Origin of the sequence: Mucilaginibacter ginsenosidivorax, from assembly GCF_007971525.1 — a bacterium.
GTDB lineage: Bacteria > Bacteroidota > Bacteroidia > Sphingobacteriales > Sphingobacteriaceae > Mucilaginibacter > Mucilaginibacter ginsenosidivorax.
Genome location: NZ_CP042437.1, coordinates 857,276 through 875,570, shown reverse-complemented (window position 1 = coordinate 875,570; position 18,295 = coordinate 857,276). Strand labels below are relative to the sequence as shown.

At 41.4% G+C, this 18,295-nt stretch carries 13 protein-coding genes; 6 read left to right on the top strand and 7 right to left on the bottom strand.

What is annotated here, in order from left to right; genetic code table 11:
- Positions 1-89 precede the first annotated feature (89 nt).
- Positions 90-632 (top strand): hypothetical protein, encoded by a 543-nt coding sequence (locus FSB76_RS03650; RefSeq protein WP_147052239.1) that lies wholly within the window; start codon positions 90-92, stop codon positions 630-632.
- 79 nt (positions 633-711) lie between these two features.
- Here FSB76_RS03650 and FSB76_RS03645 read toward each other — a convergent pair whose 3' ends face one another.
- The 3 genes from FSB76_RS03645 to FSB76_RS03635 form a co-directional block, all read right to left on the bottom strand.
- Positions 712-903, bottom strand: a complete 192-nt coding sequence (locus FSB76_RS03645) for a hypothetical protein (protein WP_147052238.1) — start codon at positions 901-903, stop codon at positions 712-714.
- A 231-nt stretch (positions 904-1,134) separates the two neighbouring features.
- The gene (locus tag FSB76_RS03640; RefSeq protein ID WP_147052237.1) at positions 1,135-1,656 is read right to left on the bottom strand and encodes a YceI family protein; all 522 of its coding nucleotides are present in this window, start codon (positions 1,654-1,656) and stop codon (positions 1,135-1,137) included.
- 188 nt (positions 1,657-1,844) lie between these two features.
- Positions 1,845-2,609 carry a DUF4262 domain-containing protein gene (locus tag FSB76_RS03635; protein WP_147052236.1) on the bottom strand — a complete coding sequence of 255 codons (765 nt, stop codon included), beginning with the start codon at positions 2,607-2,609 and terminating at the stop codon, positions 1,845-1,847.
- A gap of 203 nt (positions 2,610-2,812) precedes the next feature.
- On the opposite strand from FSB76_RS03635, the gene FSB76_RS03630 reads away from it, so the two are divergent.
- Positions 2,813-3,520 carry an RNA ligase family protein gene (locus tag FSB76_RS03630; protein WP_147052235.1) on the top strand — a complete coding sequence of 236 codons (708 nt, stop codon included), beginning with the start codon at positions 2,813-2,815 and terminating at the stop codon, positions 3,518-3,520.
- Positions 3,492-4,619 (top strand): AAA family ATPase, encoded by a 1,128-nt coding sequence (locus tag FSB76_RS03625; RefSeq protein ID WP_225976406.1) that lies wholly within the window; start codon positions 3,492-3,494, stop codon positions 4,617-4,619. Before FSB76_RS03630 ends, FSB76_RS03625 begins: the two co-directional genes overlap by 29 nt.
- Positions 4,620-4,748: 129 nt before the next feature.
- Here the strand turns inward: FSB76_RS03625 and FSB76_RS03620 are convergent, their stop codons facing one another.
- The 3 genes from FSB76_RS03620 to FSB76_RS03610 all read right to left on the bottom strand — a co-directional run bounded on the left by FSB76_RS03620 (position 4,749) and on the right by FSB76_RS03610 (position 10,806).
- Positions 4,749-5,210: a DUF1569 domain-containing protein gene (locus tag FSB76_RS03620; protein WP_147052234.1), complete on the bottom strand. Its 462-nt coding sequence runs from the start codon at positions 5,208-5,210 to the stop codon at positions 4,749-4,751.
- Between the two features lie 85 nt (positions 5,211-5,295).
- Entirely contained in the window at positions 5,296-6,510 is a 1,215-nt protein-coding gene (locus FSB76_RS03615; protein WP_147052233.1) for an alkaline phosphatase family protein, read from the bottom strand.
- 111 nt (positions 6,511-6,621) lie between these two features.
- The gene (locus FSB76_RS03610; protein ID WP_147052232.1) at positions 6,622-10,806 is read right to left on the bottom strand and encodes a hybrid sensor histidine kinase/response regulator; all 4,185 of its coding nucleotides are present in this window, start codon (positions 10,804-10,806) and stop codon (positions 6,622-6,624) included.
- A 351-nt stretch (positions 10,807-11,157) separates the two neighbouring features.
- On the opposite strand from FSB76_RS03610, the gene FSB76_RS03605 reads away from it, so the two are divergent.
- The 3 genes from FSB76_RS03605 to FSB76_RS03595 all read left to right on the top strand — a co-directional run bounded on the left by FSB76_RS03605 (position 11,158) and on the right by FSB76_RS03595 (position 13,852).
- The gene (locus FSB76_RS03605) at positions 11,158-12,540 is read left to right on the top strand and encodes an OmpA family protein (protein ID WP_147052231.1); all 1,383 of its coding nucleotides are present in this window, start codon (positions 11,158-11,160) and stop codon (positions 12,538-12,540) included.
- 189 nt (positions 12,541-12,729) lie between these two features.
- Complete coding sequence (locus FSB76_RS03600) at positions 12,730-13,146, top strand: response regulator (RefSeq protein ID WP_147052230.1); 417 nt, start codon at positions 12,730-12,732, stop codon at positions 13,144-13,146.
- Between the two features lie 139 nt (positions 13,147-13,285).
- The gene (locus tag FSB76_RS03595) at positions 13,286-13,852 is read left to right on the top strand and encodes a Crp/Fnr family transcriptional regulator (RefSeq protein ID WP_147052229.1); all 567 of its coding nucleotides are present in this window, start codon (positions 13,286-13,288) and stop codon (positions 13,850-13,852) included.
- Between the two features lie 121 nt (positions 13,853-13,973).
- On the opposite strand, the gene FSB76_RS03590 is transcribed toward FSB76_RS03595, so the two are convergent.
- Entirely contained in the window at positions 13,974-18,197 is a 4,224-nt protein-coding gene (locus FSB76_RS03590; protein WP_147052228.1) for a hybrid sensor histidine kinase/response regulator, read from the bottom strand.
- Positions 18,198-18,295: the final 98 nt, after the last annotated feature.

Below are 18,295 nucleotides of genomic sequence, written 5' to 3'. Positions count from 1 at the left end.
GGATAAAGAAAAAAATAACGGGCTCAGGCAACGTATTTGTAAAAGTGGCAGTAATACATGTAAATGATTATTTACTAAAACCACGTCAAATGAAAGTTCTATCAAAATTAATAGCCGTTTCAATTGTTGCCTCAGCTATATTTTTTACCACAAACACGCAGGCACAAACAGTAGCGGCTAAACAATTTACATTTAGCCTGGGAGCCGAAACCGGCTTGCCAACCGGTGTTGCCCGGCTGGGTACAAACTTTGTGCTTGGTGCCACCGGGCAGTTTCAATATGGAATTACCAATAATTTCGCAGTAACATTTGCTGCAGGCGGATATCACTTTTTTCCGAAGAAGAACCCAACTACCGGCGAAAGGTATGGCAGCTATGGCGAAATTCCGATTAAAATAGGTGTTAAACAATTTTTTATACCCAATGTTTACGTTGGCGTTGAAGGCGGTTTAGCATGGGAAAAATTAGAAGATGGACAAGGGTGGGCACCTTTTCACAGGCGCGACCTTGCCGGACGAATAGGGTACGCAAACAAACACTGGGACCTGAGTGCGCGGTATGAGGATTTTTACATGAAGGATTATCACACAGGCCTGGTGGCTTTGCGTTTAGCTTATGGCTTTGGGTTGTAAACTAAAAGCTTAAAGTAGAAAGCTAAACTAAAAGGGGAGCGATGATTTTGTCGCTCCCCTTTTTTTTAATGGTGGATATTTATAGTTTTTCTATTTCTTCAATCGGGAGTTTAGTTGTTCTTGCTATAAATTCATTAGCTAAGCCTTCCTTTTTTAATTCACGGGCAATATCTAATGCCTTTTTATATTCACCTTCTGCTTTTGCAGTTGAAACCGCATAGTCCAACACATTCTTATTATCCCATTTGTATTTTAAGCTGCTGTCGTACATTGTTTTTTCCTCCTTTGATAGGTTTGTATATTCTGCAATACTGAATAATTCTCAAATATGGGCTTCCGTAAAGGATCGATGTATCTCCCAGGAACGGGCGGCTTATTGTTTGGCATAGTCAAATATAAAAGTTTATTCCTTATTCAACTCTGCAACAGATGTAGCCTGTATAAAACAAAAACGCCCCGCCATAACTGAATATAACGTGGCGTTTTTGCTGTGTACCTGCTATTACCCTTTACTAACAGGCACAGTTAAGCTAATTGTCAATTCGTCGGGCGATCCGTTACGGGTGATATTAAAATCTTTAGGCTTTACTTTAAAGTTGCCTTTAAATATGCCTTCGTTGCCTTTATCATCAAAAGTAAAATGAATGGTAACTGGCTTGGTAACGCCCTTCATGTTTAGGTTACCTACAGCCTGGTACGCGTTACCGTTTTTGCTTACCGCCGTAGAACTAAAGGTGATGGTGGGATGATTGTCGGCATCCAGGGCATCTTTGGCGTGGTTGTTTTTGATAAAAAAACCGGTAGCAATGCTTTCCACATCAATAGATGCCGAAATTTTTGATTGCCCGGGATCGGCTTTATCAAATTGGATATTGGCCTTTAGCGTTTCGAATTTGCCACTGATACGACCGCCCTCAAATTTAACTTCATAAGGGCTTTTAACTTTATAAGTAACAAGCGATAGGGCAAATGCCGAAAGGCTAATAACCAGCAGGATAATTAACGAATACGTGATCTTTTTCATATTATTCTTTACATTAATAGATGTCCCGTTTTATTACAGGTAGATATGTAAAATACGTTTTACTTAACAGGTAGGTTGCCTTAGTTGTTAAACTTAAAGATGTGACTGTAATAAATTGATTTGGTTTATTACATTTTACTCCTAATATGATATATGTGCAGGTCAATTATCTTAAGAAGAACAGAATATTAGTCAGTACCCTCTTCCTGTTCACTTTCTGCATATTGCCAATTTTCATCAATGCTGCTTCTCCACGCGCTCCAGCCATATTGCAAATGGTATATCTCGTTTATAGTCGGATCGAGCTTGGTAATCTCTTCAAGGCATACTAACTTTGCATCATTTAAATCGGGGTTGTCGCTGGTATGAAACTGCCAGTCGCCGTCTTCGTTATGGTAAACGTATAATATTGGTTCACCTTCAAATGCCTGTTTTGTAGTATATACACCCAGGTTTTTTTCCTCATAAAATTTAAAACCGGTATCTCTGTCTAAAAGTGGTTGTTTGAATCTCCAGGCCGGATTAAAAGCTTCATCCCAGGGGAATAGCTGCTGTTTATCGGGCCAAACCAATTGCAAAACGGGGTAATCATGGCTATAACCGTAGAACCAGCTTGCATAACCGAGGTAATTGGGGTAGAAGGCTTTATCAACTTCAATAAACTGAACCTGGTAACCCTGTAAATAGCCGGGATATAATATGTTAGGAAGGATGGCGCCGCCATCTTTTGCTATATCCCTGACATGATTTAAAATACTGGCCATGACGTTGGCATTCAGCCCGAAACACATAATTTCTGGATGCCCATAATTTTTATATAAGCCAATAGTGTAAACAAAACCTGGAAGGTAGTTGTCCGGTTCTACCAGCGCCAAATGGCATCCGTATTTTTCGACATCGCTAATGATGATGGCTTTGGTATCGGCATCGTGTTGGCTGTGGTTTTCATCCATGATAAAAAGAATTTGGCAGAAATATACAAAGTTTTAGCGTGTACGTAATTCAAAATATCTTTTCTACATTTGCCGCAGATTAAATCAATCTGTCAACACTTTGAGCCATGTAATTTCATTAGCATAAAAAATGTTTAATGATCTTCCCCAACACCCGCGGGGAGGAAACAGATTTACTATTTCCATTTCTTAAATTTTACAACATGGCTATTTCACAAAAATATGGTCGTACGTATCATTACCCGTTTTCGCCAGGTACTACCAGCGACGACAGGATACAGCACGACTACTGGGGGCATCTGCAGCAGATACCCCAATTGATACATACCGAAAAACTGGATGGCGAAAATAATTGCCTGTCGAAATATGGCGTTTTTGCCCGGTCGCACGCCGCGCCAACGGTTTCGCCATGGACAGAAAGTATCCGCCGCTTTTGGCAACTGGTAAAAAATGACCTGGGCGACCTGGAGATTTTTTTAGAGAACCTTTACGCGGTACATTCCATCGAATACCATAACCTGGACAACCATTTTTATGTATTTGGCATCCGTGAGCATGACCGCTGGCTAAGCTGGGACGAAACCCGGTTTTATGCAGCAATGATAGGCCTGCCAACCGTGCCCGAGCTTGCTGTTATACCAACACCGGCAAACCAGCAGCTTTTTGAAAGGGACGTAGTGGCTTTAACCGCGGGTAGGGGTACGCTGGAACCGCACGATATTATTACCGGTGCGCCTACAACCATTGAGGGTATTGTTACCCGTAACGCCAACAGCTATGCTGTTGACGATTTTGCCCATAACGTATTTAAATACGTACGCAAAGGGCACGTTAAAACTGACGAACACTGGACGCGCAGCTGGAAACGCGCCCGCTTAAAAAATGAAGGAGGTACCTATGTGGGCCATTAATGAACGTAAAGACTGGGACAGCCTGGCAACCCGTTTTGAATGGGTAAGCAGGATGGAAGGGGTGCAGCAAGACCCCATTTACCATGCGGAAGGTAACGTGGCTATCCACACGCAAATGGTGCTGGCAGCTCTGGTTGCGCAACCCGCGTACCGGCAATTGGCGGCACAAGAGCAGGAGATATTATGGACTGCTGCGCTATTGCATGATGTTGAAAAATACAGCACCACGGTGGTTGAGCCAGATGGGCGTATTACATCAAACGGCCATGCGCGTAAAGGCGCCATGACGGCCAGGCAAATTTTGTACAGGGATGTACCCGCCCCGTTTGCAGTTAGGGAACAAGTAGTGGGCTTGGTGCGCTACCACGGCCTGCCGCTTTGGGTGTTTGAGAAACCCGACCCGGCAAAAGCATTGATTATGGCCAGCATGGAGGTTAATACTGAATGGCTTACTTTATTGGCCCGTGCCGATGTTTTGGGGCGTACCTGTACCGACCAGGAGGAAATGCTTTTTAAAGTAGACTGTTTTGAAGCCTTTTGCCGTGAGCAGAACTGCTGGGGAACTGCCCGTAATTTTGCCAATGACGATGCCATGATGTATTACCTGCAGCACGACGATGCCTACGCGGATTATGTACCTTTTGAGCAGGCCGCCTTTGAAGTAATACTAATGAGTGGCTTGCCGGGGGCGGGTAAAAATACGTTTATTCAAAAACACTACCCGGATATGCCGGTGGTGTGCTTAGACGATATCAGGACAGCGCGGGGAATTTCGCCAACGGATAAGTCTGGTAATGGGCAGGTAGTACAGGAGGCTAAAGAGCTGGCCAGGATTTACCTGCGTAAGCAAACCGGTTTTATATGGAACGCCACCAACACTACCCGCCAAATGCGGCAGCAATTGGTTGATTTATTTACAACCTATAAAGCCAGGGTTAGGATAGTTTATGTAGAAGTACCATACACCCATCTGCACCGCCAAAACAAAAGCCGCGATGCCGCTGTACCAGATGCTGTACTGGATAGGCTGATTGATAAGTTGGAAGTACCCGCACTTTGGGAAGCACATCAGGTTGAATATAACTCCGCCCCTTATTAATTAAAGGGGCGGGGTTTGGGTATATAATTTCTGTTTTTTTAGTATACCCGACTGTAGACAGACAAGGCGGTTACCAGTTAAGGATAACCGCCTTGCTTATTTAAAAGTAAACGTTTATCAGCAGGAAATTTAACTCCCAAACTGGGTTAAGTGATGGTTTACATGTTTATAAAACATGTTGTTCCATTCTTCGATCTTTAAAGGCCCAAATGAATGCGACATTTTTCCGTCGAACTCCTTTTCGCCCAGTTGCTGCGTTTTTTGGATGTAGCCAATCAGCCTGGCTTTTTCCGTCTCAAAATCTCTTTCGGTGGTGATGATGAAGGCTGGGGCAGTGGGGCTATTTTGTTTGTAAGGCTTTTCGCTTACTACTTTATTTTTGACCAGCAGCTTCAGGATCAGCTTCATAAAGCCGTTAGGTTTGGGGTGTTTTTCCGGCTCGTAAACCATTTCGTACGATACACAACAATGTGCAAGCATTTGCGATACTTTCATTTTACCCCATTGCGGGGTGGTTGTTGGCGTAAGGGTATTAATCCTCTGGATTACGCCATCTGCAACAGGCTGCGAAAAAATATTGGGTAAGGCCATAATGGTTGTTTTATGTTGATTTATTGAATTTTAAGCTACGACGATGCTGTATTTCGATATGGGACAAAAGGTAAAACTTTTTTTATTACTGCCAATACTTTTTTTCCATCAGCCAGGCAGCCAGATCTTTATTGTAATTAAAGAATGATTGTGGCGGGAGTTTCTTTGCATTAAGAATCATAAGCGGCACACTAATTTCATAAACCGAGCCATGGCTGCGATAAGTTGCCGGTAAATCTTCGGTAGCATGGTTTTCGAGGTCGCCAAAAACGGTAGTGGAATCGCCGAGGACGATAAGATCGCCAATGCGATTAAGGGGCAAGTGATATTGTTTAGCTGCTTCGGTACGGGTTAGTACCTTTTGTACTCCTTTTAATTGATATAGCGCCGTTTTTACCGTTTGTAAATCGATGGCATTGTTTAAGTAAACGTATGATGCCCCGCCAAAACCACGATGATGTTTAAAGTATTTATCTTTTTCGGGGCTCAGCGCTAATTTTATCCTCACGTGCTGTTCAAGCAGCGCTTTTTGAATATCAATACACCGGCTTTTATGGTTTACATCATGATCGGCCGTGATCAGGATGGTGACATCCGGCGCAACTTCGTTAATCTGGCGGATGTAGTTATCCATGTTTTGAAGATGTTTTATCGAGCCGCTGTCTGTTGGTGCCCAGGTATGCATGGGATAATCGGTAGTGTGAATGTAAATACAACCAATATCCCTACGATTATTCAATAGGTAAATGGCCGCCTTCATCGACCAGTAATTTACCCCGGCGCTATAAATACTGTCGGGTTTGCCAATTTTATTTACCCATGAAGTATCTGCAGTTTCGGGTGATACCACAATATCGGCGCCTTCAGAAAGCAGGGTGGTGCTTTTCTTTTTGCTCGATATCAGTGCCGATTTAATATGATATTTTTTGAGTTTTTGAAAAATAGTAGGGGCAAGCACCAGGTGCTTATCTTCCATAAATTCCTCCCGGCCTTTGTCGTTCAAAAAAAAGTTGCCGCTTATACCGTTAACTTCGGGAAAAGTACTGGTGCATATCGATGTATTATTGGCGTTGGTAACCGTAGGCATTAAAGCGCTTACCGGCTTAAAAAAGCCTTTTTGAATCATGCCTTTTAAATAAGGCATGGGTGCGTTATTAAAATAACTCATCCCAAAACCATCAAACATAATAATAACCACCCGCTTGCCGCCATTGAATTTTAAGGCTTGGGTCTGCGCGCCGGCATACAGGCATGTTAGTATAAATGCAATAACTATTAACGGGCGGCATATAAAATTCATGGCTTTTTTGCCCGAAATTATCAAGGAATATTTAGCTGGATTGACTGTGTGCGTTATTTAACAGAAAGATAATGTTCGGGTAATCGTGAAATTGATTTTGTTTAGTCGCATTTAGGCATTCACCTGTTTTCCATATTTTTCCAGCATACCAATAATTTCGGTGAGCTTCATTGGTTTGCTCAGGTAATCGTCCATGCCGGCTTGCAGGCAGGCTTCCTTGTCTTCTACCATAGCATTGGCTGTCATGGCTATAATTATTGGCTGAATGGCTGCGTTTTTCCTGATGTAACGGGTTGCTTCCAGTCCGTCCATTTCGGGCATCTGGATATCCATCAGGATAATATCGTACTGCTTTGTTGCCACTGCATCAACGGCTTCCCGTCCGTTTATAGCAATATCGGGCTGATAGCCCATTTTATTGAGTATTTGCCTGGCTACCTTTTGGTTTATCAAATTGTCTTCGGCTATTAAAATGTTTAATGGGTATTTAATAGCCAGTTCTTTTGATAGCGCATCTTTTTGAGGCTTTTGATCGGCTGCAATGGTTTTATCATTTTTTAACTGATCTATAATATGTTTAAGCAATATATTATGCTTGGCCGGCTTGGTTAATATTACGTTAAACAGGTCAAAATCGCGTTTGGTTTGTTTATCAATGGAGCTTAGTAATATGAGCGGCAGGGTGGGGTGTGCGGCTTTTATTTTACGGGCCAGCTGGGCGCCGTCCATCTGCGGCATGTGCATATCAGTTATAACAAGCTCAATCTGGTTATTGCCGGCTAAAATGCTTAAAGCCTCATCGCCGGAACTGGCTATCAAAGGAATAAATTTCCAATGCTTTAGCTGGTTTTCCATTATATTGCGATTGGTTGCATTGTCATCAACTACCAATACCTGTTTATTTTCCAGGTTGGCGGTATCCAGCTTAAAATTGCTTGAATTTGTTTTTATCCCAACCCTGGTTTTTATGTTAAAGCTAAACGTGGTACCATGTGCAAGCTGGCTGCTTACTTTAATTTGGCCCCCCATTAAATGAATTAGTTTTTCGCTGATAACCAAACCAAGTCCTGTGCCACCGTATTTACGTGTTGTGCTTGAATCTACCTGCGAAAAGGCTTTAAAAAGCCGCGATAATTTGTCTTCGGGTATTCCAATGCCGGTGTCCCGAACGGTGAACGATAATTCAAAATCATCATCATCTCCCGTAAGCCTGTCTACATTAATAAATATTTCGCCTTCGGTGGTAAACTTAATAGCATTGCCCACCAAATTTATCAAAACCTGCCTCAGGCGCATCGAGTCAGCAATGATATGCTCCGGTACACCAGGTTCTATCTGGTAAATAAGGTCGATATTTAGTTTTGATGCTTTATCAGCAAAAAGATCGAGTACGCTTTCTACACAATCCCTGATGTTAAAGTCATGCTCCTCTAACTCCATATTGCCCGATTCGATCTTGGAAAAATCGAGGATATCGTTGATTACCGTCAACAGGGCATCGCCCGAATGTTTAATAGTTTCGGTGTATTCGGCCTGTTCGTCGGTAAGGTCGGTGTTGGCCAATAAGGTAGCCATTCCTATCACACCATTCATTGGTGTGCGAATTTCATGGCTCATGGTAGCTAAAAATATACTTTTGGCTTTGTTGGCATTTTCAGCTTCCTCGCGGGCTTTCTCCGCCGCTTCGCGCGATCTTCTTTCTTCTATAGTAAGTTGGGTGATGCTTTCTGTGCGCTCTTTTACCTGTATTTCAAGTTGTTCTTTTTGTTGCCTTACAGCGCGCATCCGGTATTTGAAAAAGCCATAAATTAAACCTGCAAAAGCCAAAACAGCAAGAGTATCAAACCACCAGGTAAGCCAGAATGGCGGTATAATGGTTATTTGAAGGGGAGTAGTTACCGGCGACCATAAACCCTGGCTATTGCGGTATTTTAGCCGCACATGATAAGTACCAGGCGCAAGGTTAGTATATAGGGCCGTATTATGGCTGCCAATATAATTCCACTCCTTATCAAATCCATCTAAATAATAAGCATATTGCTTTCGGTCTGCCGATGCGTAATCAAGCGCAGCAAATTCGAATGAAAATACAGATTGTTTATAGGATAAGGTAAGATTGCGGGTATCTGTAATATCATTTTTTAACGGCGACGGGTCCTGTGCGTTGGTAGCTATAGTAAGCGGTTTGTTAAATAGCTGAAATGATGTGATAACCAGGGGTGCAAACCCTGCTTTTTTTAACACATTGCCGGGCAAAAAACAGTTAAAACCATTAATGCCGCCAAAGTAAAGGGTTTTGTCGCTGGCTTTTAAAGCCGAATGGGGTTTGTATTCGTCGCCCTGCAGGCCGTCTTCTGTGGTGTAGTTATAAAAGGTTTTAGTTTCGGGATCAAATTTAGATAGGCCTCCGTTGCTGCTGATCCAGAGCTTGCCGGCATCATCTGCTCTTACGGCATAAATAATATTGCTTGGTAAACCGTCTTTTTTGGTAAACGTAGTAAAGTGTTTGTTTACAGGGTTAAACAGGTTAAAGCCCGAAAGGGTAGCCAACCACAAGCGGCCTTTATTATCCTCAAAAATATCTGTTACACCATTGTTGCTGATGCTGTTTGTTTTTTCGTCGTGCACAAAACGGGTGAAAGTGTTTGTAGTGCTGTTAAAAAGGTTTAAACCACCGTCGGAAGTACCAATCCATAGGTTGCCTTTTTTGTCTTCAAACATCACATAAGGTCTTGGGCTGCTTATTCCATTTGGGTTGTTTACATCAAAACGATAGTGGGTAAATATTTTAGTCGTGGGGTCGTAGCAGTCCAATCCGTCATTAAAAGTGGCTAACCATGTTTTCCCGTCGCGGGTATGCAAAATGTAATAAATATTGTTGCCGCCAATTCCCTGCGGTTTGGCATCGTCGTGTTTGTAATTGGTAAAAACATTTGTTTTAGGGTCAAATATGCTTAAGCCATCGCCCCAGGTACCTATCCATAGTTTGCCTTCGTCATCGGGTTTTACAGAAAGCACGTAATTACCCGTTATACCGTTTTTGCCGTCAGACGTTTGTTTATAGTTCTTAAACGTTTTAGTTACAGGATCAAACTTGTTTAAACCACCGCCGTCGGTGCCAATCCAGATTTTATGGTCTTTATCCTCGGCCAGGTCAAGTACATAATTGTTTGAAAGGCTTTCGGGATGGCTGTTATGGCGATATAAGGTAAAGCTGGAGGTTGTTTTTTTTGATAGGTTGATACCGCCGCCAAAGGCGCCAACCCACATATTCCCGGTACGGTCGCGGCAAATACCGTATACCGAATTGCCATTGATGCTATTGTTATCTACTTCGTCGTGCTCGTAAATACTGAATTTGCCTGTTTGGTTATTTAATACGCAAAGACCACCATTTTCGGTACCAACCCACAGATTGCCGGCAGCATCGCTGTTTAAAGCATAAATTGTGTTGGATGATATGCCTCCCGGGTGGGTTTTATTCTGCACAAAACGTTTGAAAGTTTTATTGTTGCGATCAAATAAAAAAAGACCATCGCCCTGGCTGCCAATCCATAATTGATGAAACTGGTCTTCAAATATGCACGGAATAATTTTGCCCTGCACCGTTCTTGTTACAGCATCATAGTAGGGGAAATGGCTAAAGGTGTTTGTATTGGGATTATAAAGGTTTAACCCTCCGCCACCTGTTCCTATCCAGATGCGTTGCTCCGAATCTTTATAAACCGTACGTATATTGTTATCACTTAAGCTGCCTGCATCTTTATCGTTATGCTCAAAGTGATAAAAAGTATTCGTTTTTAAATTGTAACGGTCGAGCCCGCTGTTTTGGGTTGCAATCCAAAGGTTACCGTTATCAAAAAGCAAACGGGTAATAATATTGTCATTAATACTTTTCGGGTTGCTGTTATCGTGCGTATAACGGACAAAATGGCCTTTATTGCGTTGAAACATGTTTAAACCGCCCTGGGTTGCCAACCACATGTTGCCGTTATTGTCTTCCACAATGTCTGTTACATTATTGTTGCTTAGGGAGGTGCTGTCCTTATCGTCGTACCTATAGGTAGTAAAGCGATAGCCATCATACTTGTTAAGGCCGTTTCGGGTGGCAATCCACATGAACCCACGGCTATCCTGAAAAATGCAGTTAACATTTATTTGAGATAGCCCTTCGGCGGTGCCAACATGCAAAAATTTAAGACTCTCGTTTTGGGCATAGCTGCTAAATGGTATTATAATGCAACTTAATAACAAGGTGCGGATAATACTTTTAAACTTATGGCATTGCCTATGCATATAACGTTGCTGTTACAATTTAAATAAAGAAAGCTGCCAAATATGGGCGCGTTTATAATTAAAGGTTTTATACGGTTACGGTAGCAATTAGTTGCCGTAAGTTTAACAAGTTAAGCAATTAAAACAATATTTAGTATCGGTGGTAATACAAAAATGTACTGTTTTTGACTCATTAACCTTTTAAGACAGAAAGTTGAAGCTAACCTGCTGTTATTATTCAAATGTTTGTGAATGAAGCCTGTTAGCAGCCAAACAGCGGTAAGCTTTATTGTAAAAATTATTTGGGGCATTAATGTTGTAACACCTGTGCCAGGTGGCCGAAAGGCAAACCTTGTATTTAAACACAACAATATGAAAACAAATTTAAAAAAAGCCACAATGCTCCTTACCGGACTGATGGTTGGTAGTAAATTATTCGCTCAAACTCCAGATACATCTGCCGCGGCTAAAGATTATGTAAGGCCATTCTCGGGTGGCGACAAACTGCGTACCTGGTCAATAGGTGTACATGGTGGTTTATTAACTCCTTTTACTGTATTTGGAAGTAATAATAAACAAGATTTTACCCATCCACAGGAACAGGTTGGATATGGAGCCTATATCAAAAAACAAATTTTGCCATCGTTGGGCCTGCAGGCCGATTTCCTTCGCGGTAAAGTTAAAGGAACCAGCAGCCAGCCAGATGGGTTAGGAAATACCGTTTACTCGCAATATGAAACCAATATTAACTGGTCGGCAGCTTTAAGTGCCAATATCACATTGGCCAATATTAACTGGAGGCATGAGAAGCCATTTATTCAACCATACTTAACTGTAGGTGCAGGTACCATGAATTATACGCCCAAAATCACCCCGGTTGGTGGTCAGCAGGTTAATTTCAAAAATACAGGAAACGGGTCAATTAATGAGGTGTATATTCCTTTAGGTTTAGGTTTGAAGTTTGACCTGGCTCCCGGAGTAAATCTTGATCTTGGTTACCAGGTTAACTTTGTTAACTCTGATAATTTCGACGGCTATAAATACGGATCTGGTAACGACAGGTTTTCTTATGTCTATATCGGTTTAGAATTTGCCCTGGGCAGTAAAAAGAAACCGCAGATGGCTACACACAACCCGGTAGCATCTATGCGCACTGAGTACATGTGGCAAAACGAACAAACCAAGAATGCTTTGCAACAACAAATTGACGCTGAAAAAGCTAAAAACGATGCACTTAGAAATGATTTGAACACTACGAATGCAAATCTTGCAAAATTAACCACAGATAGCGACGGCGATGGCGTGGTAGATGTTAACGACAAATGCCCTAATACACCTGCCGGCACTAAGGTAGACGGTTCTGGCTGTCCGTTGGCTAAACCCGAGGTTAAGGTATATGTAACCGAAGAAGATAAAAAAGTAGTTAAAGATGCTATTAAAAATCTTGAATTTGATTTGGGTAAAGCTACCATCCGCGCCCACTCATTGCCAAGCCTTGATAGGGTTGCACAATTGCTGGTTGATAAAAACTTTAGCTTAAAACTGGCCGGACACACCGATAACACCGGTTCAAACGAATTGAATATGCGCCTGTCAAAAGATCGCGCCGAATCAATTAAAGCTTACCTGGTAAGCAAAGGGGCAAACGCCTCACGTATTGAAGCTACCGGTTATGGCCAAACACAACCAATTGCAACTAATAAAACTGCCGCCGGCCGCCAGGCTAACCGCAGAGTTGAATTTACGTTGCTTTAGTATTACAATATTACTTTAATATAGAAAGCCTTTTGGATATTCCGAAAGGCTTTCTTGTTAATACTCATAAATTAAGCAAAATGGATCAAGAGTTGCTTTAAACTTGGGAAAAAATGCCAAAATGATTGTTTATTTTCGTTAATATTAAAAAAATATCAAAACAATGGATGTTTAATTTGTTGTTTAAGAATGAATTACAATCAACCCACCGATGTTTTGCTCATTGATGACGATGTGGTTAATAATTTTATTGCCGAGACACTGATCAAAAGGGCAAGTAAGCATACCAATATAACAGTGTGTTTAAATGGCCGCGATGCTATCGAAAAATTATTGAGTATTAAGCAGGAATCGGGCAAATTGCCTGAATTTATATTTCTTGACCTGGCAATGCCAGTAATGGATGGCTGGAAGTTTCTGGATGAGTACCATCGTTTGAATATTGGCGACGGCAGCAATAGCGAGATCATTATACTATCCTCATCTGTATTTAGGCGCGATATAGATCGCGCTTTGAAACATAGCGTTGTTAAGGAATATATCAGCAAACCTCTTAATATAGAATTGATCAGGAAAGTTTTAAAGATTGATCATCATACCAATTAATATGCCCCGGTAATATTACCTGCAGATGCCGCCTTTGTGCTGTACCGGCAAGCGTTGTGAAATCTGTTTACAATATTTACCATAGCATAATTAATTGTATGCCGGAAATGCCGAACTTGGGGTGAATTTAATTTTGAATATGAGTACACCGCTGAAAAACTTTATCAGTAACTATGTAAAGCTGGATGATGCCGAACTGGATGATATTGTTGGGAGGTTTAAAAAAAGACAAGTAAAAAAAAATGAGTTTTTGCTAAAAGAGGGCGATACCTGTAATGATCTTGTTTTTGTTGAGGAAGGATGTTTAAGGCTGTTTTACCTCACCGGTGATGTGGAGATATCTGTGTGGTTTGCATTCAAAAACTCATCGGCTATTGATATTTATAGTTTTATAAGCGAAAAAGCCTCCGTTTATTTTTTACAGGCAATTGAGGATAGCGAGGTGATGTATTTGCCTAAAACAGAGTTGCTAAAACTATATCAAACACATCCCAAAACACAGGAAATGATGCGTAACTTTTGGGAAGATGCTGTGCTTAACCTTATTGACAGGTTTACTGCTTTGCAAAGAGATTCGGCCGAGGAACGTTATCTTCAGTTACTGTCAAAGCCACCATACATCCAAAAGATCCCGCAAAAATACCTGGCTTCTTTTATAGGCGTTACCCCCACGTCGTTAAGCCGTATACGTAAAAATATCAGGTAACTATTGTTAAGTCGACAGTACTGAGTCGTAAGTTCAAAGTCGAAATTTTTCTTTTTTGGCTTAAACTTAAAACTTTTGGCTAAAGATTATCCGTCAATTTATGTTGACATGACATCGGCTTTTACCGTGTTTTTTTACCGTAAGCCGCTGTCAAAACTGCCAATAAAAGTTCAATGTTAATGGGTTTTGATAGATAATCGTCCATACCGGCGGTAAAGCAATTGTCCTTGTCTTCGCTAAGCGCGTTGGCGGTAAGGGCAATTATAATGGGTTTGGCGCCATATTTTTTTCGGATAAGCCTTGTAGCCTCAAGCCCATCAATATTAGGCATTTGGATGTCCATTAAAATAATTTCGTAGGGTTTTTGCTCCATCATTTGCAATACTTCTTTGCCATCATTTGCCAAATCGGGCTGGTAGCCCAGTTTGTTTAATACCCTGATGATAAGTTTTTGATTCATTAAGTTGTCTTCGGCAACAAGCATCTTAAAAGGGTAGTCGGATGCAAATTTTTCTGATAACAAACTTGCTTTCTTTTCGGTACCTGCAATGGTTTCATTTTTTAACGCCGTCTCAACAACATTGTAAAAGTGCTGTTGCTTAACAGGTTTGGTAAGTATCGAGGTAAACAGTTGAGGGTGAGTTTTTTTGCTGTCGTTGCCAATTGAACTCAATAATATTACGGGACATAAAACCGGCAGGGCTTTTATCCGGGCACCCAGGGTGATGCCATCCATATCAGGCATTTGCATATCGGTTATAATCAGGTCGATATGCTTTGTGTTTGATAATGCCGATAAAGCCTGCTGCCCTGATGATACAGCAATAACTTCAATTTTCCATTTTTCAAGCTGTGTTTTTAAGATTCGTAAGTTGGTTTCATTATCATCAACCACCAACACTTTTTTTCCCTGGGCTATGTTGCTATTGGGTATTAACATATCCTGTGGTAATTGCGCACAAGCGTTACAGATAATACTGAAGGTAAATGTACTGCCCAATCCTTTTTTACTTTGTACGGTGATTTGGCCCCCCATTAATTTGGCCAAACGTTCGCTAATAACCAGGCCAAGCCCGCTGCCGCCGTATTTGCGTGTTACAGACGAGTCTATCTGGTTAAAAGCATTAAATAAATTACCAAGCTGGTCATCAGAAATTCCGATACCGGTGTCCCTTATCGCAAAGGTTAGTTTTAAAGTATCATCATTAATAGTTTGTGAGGTTACGTATACAAACACTTCGCCTTTGTGGGTGAATTTTATGGCGTTGCCCACCAGGTTTATTAAAATTTGCCGCAAGCGCAAGCCATCGGCAAAAATGTAAGGCGGTACCTGGTCGTCAATTTGATAAATCAGGTCGATGCCGGCCCGGGTAGTTTTTGAAGCAAACAGGTCAAATACATCTTCAATGCATTTTCTGAGGTTAAAATTATGCGGATCGAGCTGCAGGTTACCCGATTCGATTTTTGAGAAATCAAGAATATCGTTAATAACGGTTAACAGCGATTCGCCGCTATTTAATATGGCTTCTGTATACTCCCGTTGTTCGGTATCCAGCCTTGTATCTGCAAGTAACGATGCCATGCCCAGCACACCATTCATGGGCGTACGAATTTCATGGCTCATGGTGGCCAGGAAAGTACTTTTAGCCAGGTTGGCCTTTTCGGCCTGTTCGCGGGCTTTTTGTTCCTTTTCGCGTTGCTCAATTAACTCTTCTGATTGCGATTGCAATTCTTCCGATTGTGCCTGGTACTGTTCGGCCTGTATCTTTAATTCTTCGTTTAAAGTTTTTAAATCGCTGCTTTGCTTGCTTATCTGCGAGGTTCGCTCATCAACCAACTTTTCAAGTTCGCGTTTTTGTGCATTGAAAAACCTGACCCTTAGTTTATAGGCTACGTATGCGCCACCCAAAATAAGTATAGCTGCCAGGGTACGAAACCACCATGTTTTCCAGAAAGGAGGTATAATTATTACTTTAACAGATGTTGCAGTATTGTTCCATACGCCATCGTTGTTTGATGCTTTCACTAAAAAAGTATATGTTCCGGCATCAAGGTTGGTATAGGTAACCGCATGCTTGTTTCCTATATATCGCCATTCGGGGTCAAAGCCTTCCAGTTTGTAAGCATATTTATTTTCCTGTGGGATGGTATAATCAAGTGCCGCGAATTCGAAAGTGAATACTGATTGGAAATGGCTAAGCCTGATTTGGCCGGCAGAGAAAGTGTTTTGTTTTAAAGCAGGGTTTAAGACTGGTAAAGGAGCCGGCTTATTAAATAAATTGAAGCCCGTTATCCTTACAACCGGAACGTTATTGTTAAAACTTAACTTCGTAGGGTCAATTACATTAAAACCGTTTATGCTGCCAACAGCAATTCGCCCGTCATTCAGCCTGGTTCCGCTTGCCAGGCCAAACTCCAGGCTTTTGATGCCATTATTCTCGCCAAAATTCCTAAAGGTTTTATGAACAGGATCAAAACGTGTAATGCCCTTTAAGGTGGTAATCCATAAAAAGCCTTTAGCGTCGGCAGTTACATAGTTTACCGTGTTATTTATAAGTCCGTTATCTTCTGTATACGCGGTTATTCGCTTTGTTCTTAAATTATAGCAATTTAAACCACCTTCCATGGTGCCTATCCACATGTTGCTGTTATCTTCATAAAAACAACTAATTACGTTGCTGGTAAGCTTACTGTTTTCAGTATTAATCCTTGAAAATCTGCTGCTGGCAGTGTCATAAATACTTACCCCGTTTGAATAGCCACCTATCCAGATATGGCCATCGCGGCTTTCATATAGTGCCTGTATCGAGTTGTCGGCAATTGAGCTTGGGTCCTTTGGGTTATTAATCCATTTTTTTATTGTTTTGGTTTTTGCATCGTAGGTATTAACCCCTCCCTGGTATGTGCCCATCCATATGTTACCTTTACGATCTTCAAGCAGGGCATAAACTGCGGTGCTGTTGATATCGGTAGGTTTGGTTCCCATTGTAAAATGGGTAAATAGCTTTGTTTTAAGGTCGTACCTGTCGGCACCATTGCTGTAAGTGCCCAGCCATACCGCGTCATTTGCTTTTGTCATCAAAATGCACGAGGTATAATTACTTATCAGGCTGTTTTTTGCCGAACTATCGTGCGAATAAGTAATACCTGTGCCGGTTGCCAGGTTGAAATGAACCAAACCTGCATCGGTAGCTAAATAAAGCTGCCCTTTATTATCAGGCGCTAAACCCCTTATAATATTTTTTGCCGATGGCGTATTGGTAGGCGAGGATTTGAACGACGGGAAAATATTAAGGTTTTTGTCGTACTTTAAAATACCTTCGCTTGAAGTGCCTATCCATAGGGTATGTTGCTGGTCGGTAAAAAGGGAATAAATGCCATCATTAGGCATGTTTTCATTTTCCGGAGACGGCTGATTTATAGGGATAAATACTTTTTTATCCACGTTTAACAGCTGTAATGTAGTATTGGTGCCAACCCAAAGTTTTCCAGCTTTATCTGCCGACAAACTATAAATGGGGTTATTGCCGGTAGCGCTATAGCGATCTGCTTCGTTAGCGTAGCGGGTAAATGTAAGGCTGCTTCTGTTAACTAAGTTTAAGCCGTTGTTTGTTCCTATCCAAACGTTGTGATGTTCATCTTCGGCAATGGTATTTATTGAATTATTGCTGATGCTTTTGCTGTCTTTAGGGTCGTGAATGAATCTTTTAAAACCTCCTGTTTTTTTGTTGTACAAATTCAGGCCGCTATCTGTACCAACCCATAACTGGTGATAACCATCTTCACAGATGGAAAAAACAGAAGAACTGCTTAGGCTATTGGGGTCTTTGGCATGATGAATAAAGTGTTTGAAGCCGCTTTTGCCGTTCATAAGCAGGTTTAAACCATTATCGGTGCCAATCCAAAGGTTGTTTTCGGCATCATTAAAAAGGCTTATAATATTATTATTGTTTAAAGCCGACGGGTTTTTTTGATCGGCCTTAAAGTTTATAAATTCATCTTTTGCCCTGTCGTATTTACTAAGGCCGCCCATACGTGTACCCACCCAGATGTTGCCTTTTTTATCTTCGCAAATGGTTAAAATATTGTTGGCTTGTAAGCTTTTGTTGTTTTTTGACTGATGTTTATATACCGTAAACTGGTACCCATCAAACTTGTTAAGACCATCCTGGGTACCAAACCACATAAAGCCATAACTATCTTTTAGTATGCTTGATATTGAATTTTGTGAGATGCTGTTTGAACTGTTGACCCGGCTCATTTTTAAGCCTATGTCCTGCGAAAGGACTTTGCCATTTAACAACAGCAAAATAATGAGAAAGGCAAACGGGTGTTTATTGGACATTATTCAACGGTGTTCAACGCGTTGTTTATACGCTAAGTTTAATTCAAATGTTTAACCGCTTAAATTACAGGTAAAATTTTATAATTGTGGCAGGCAGT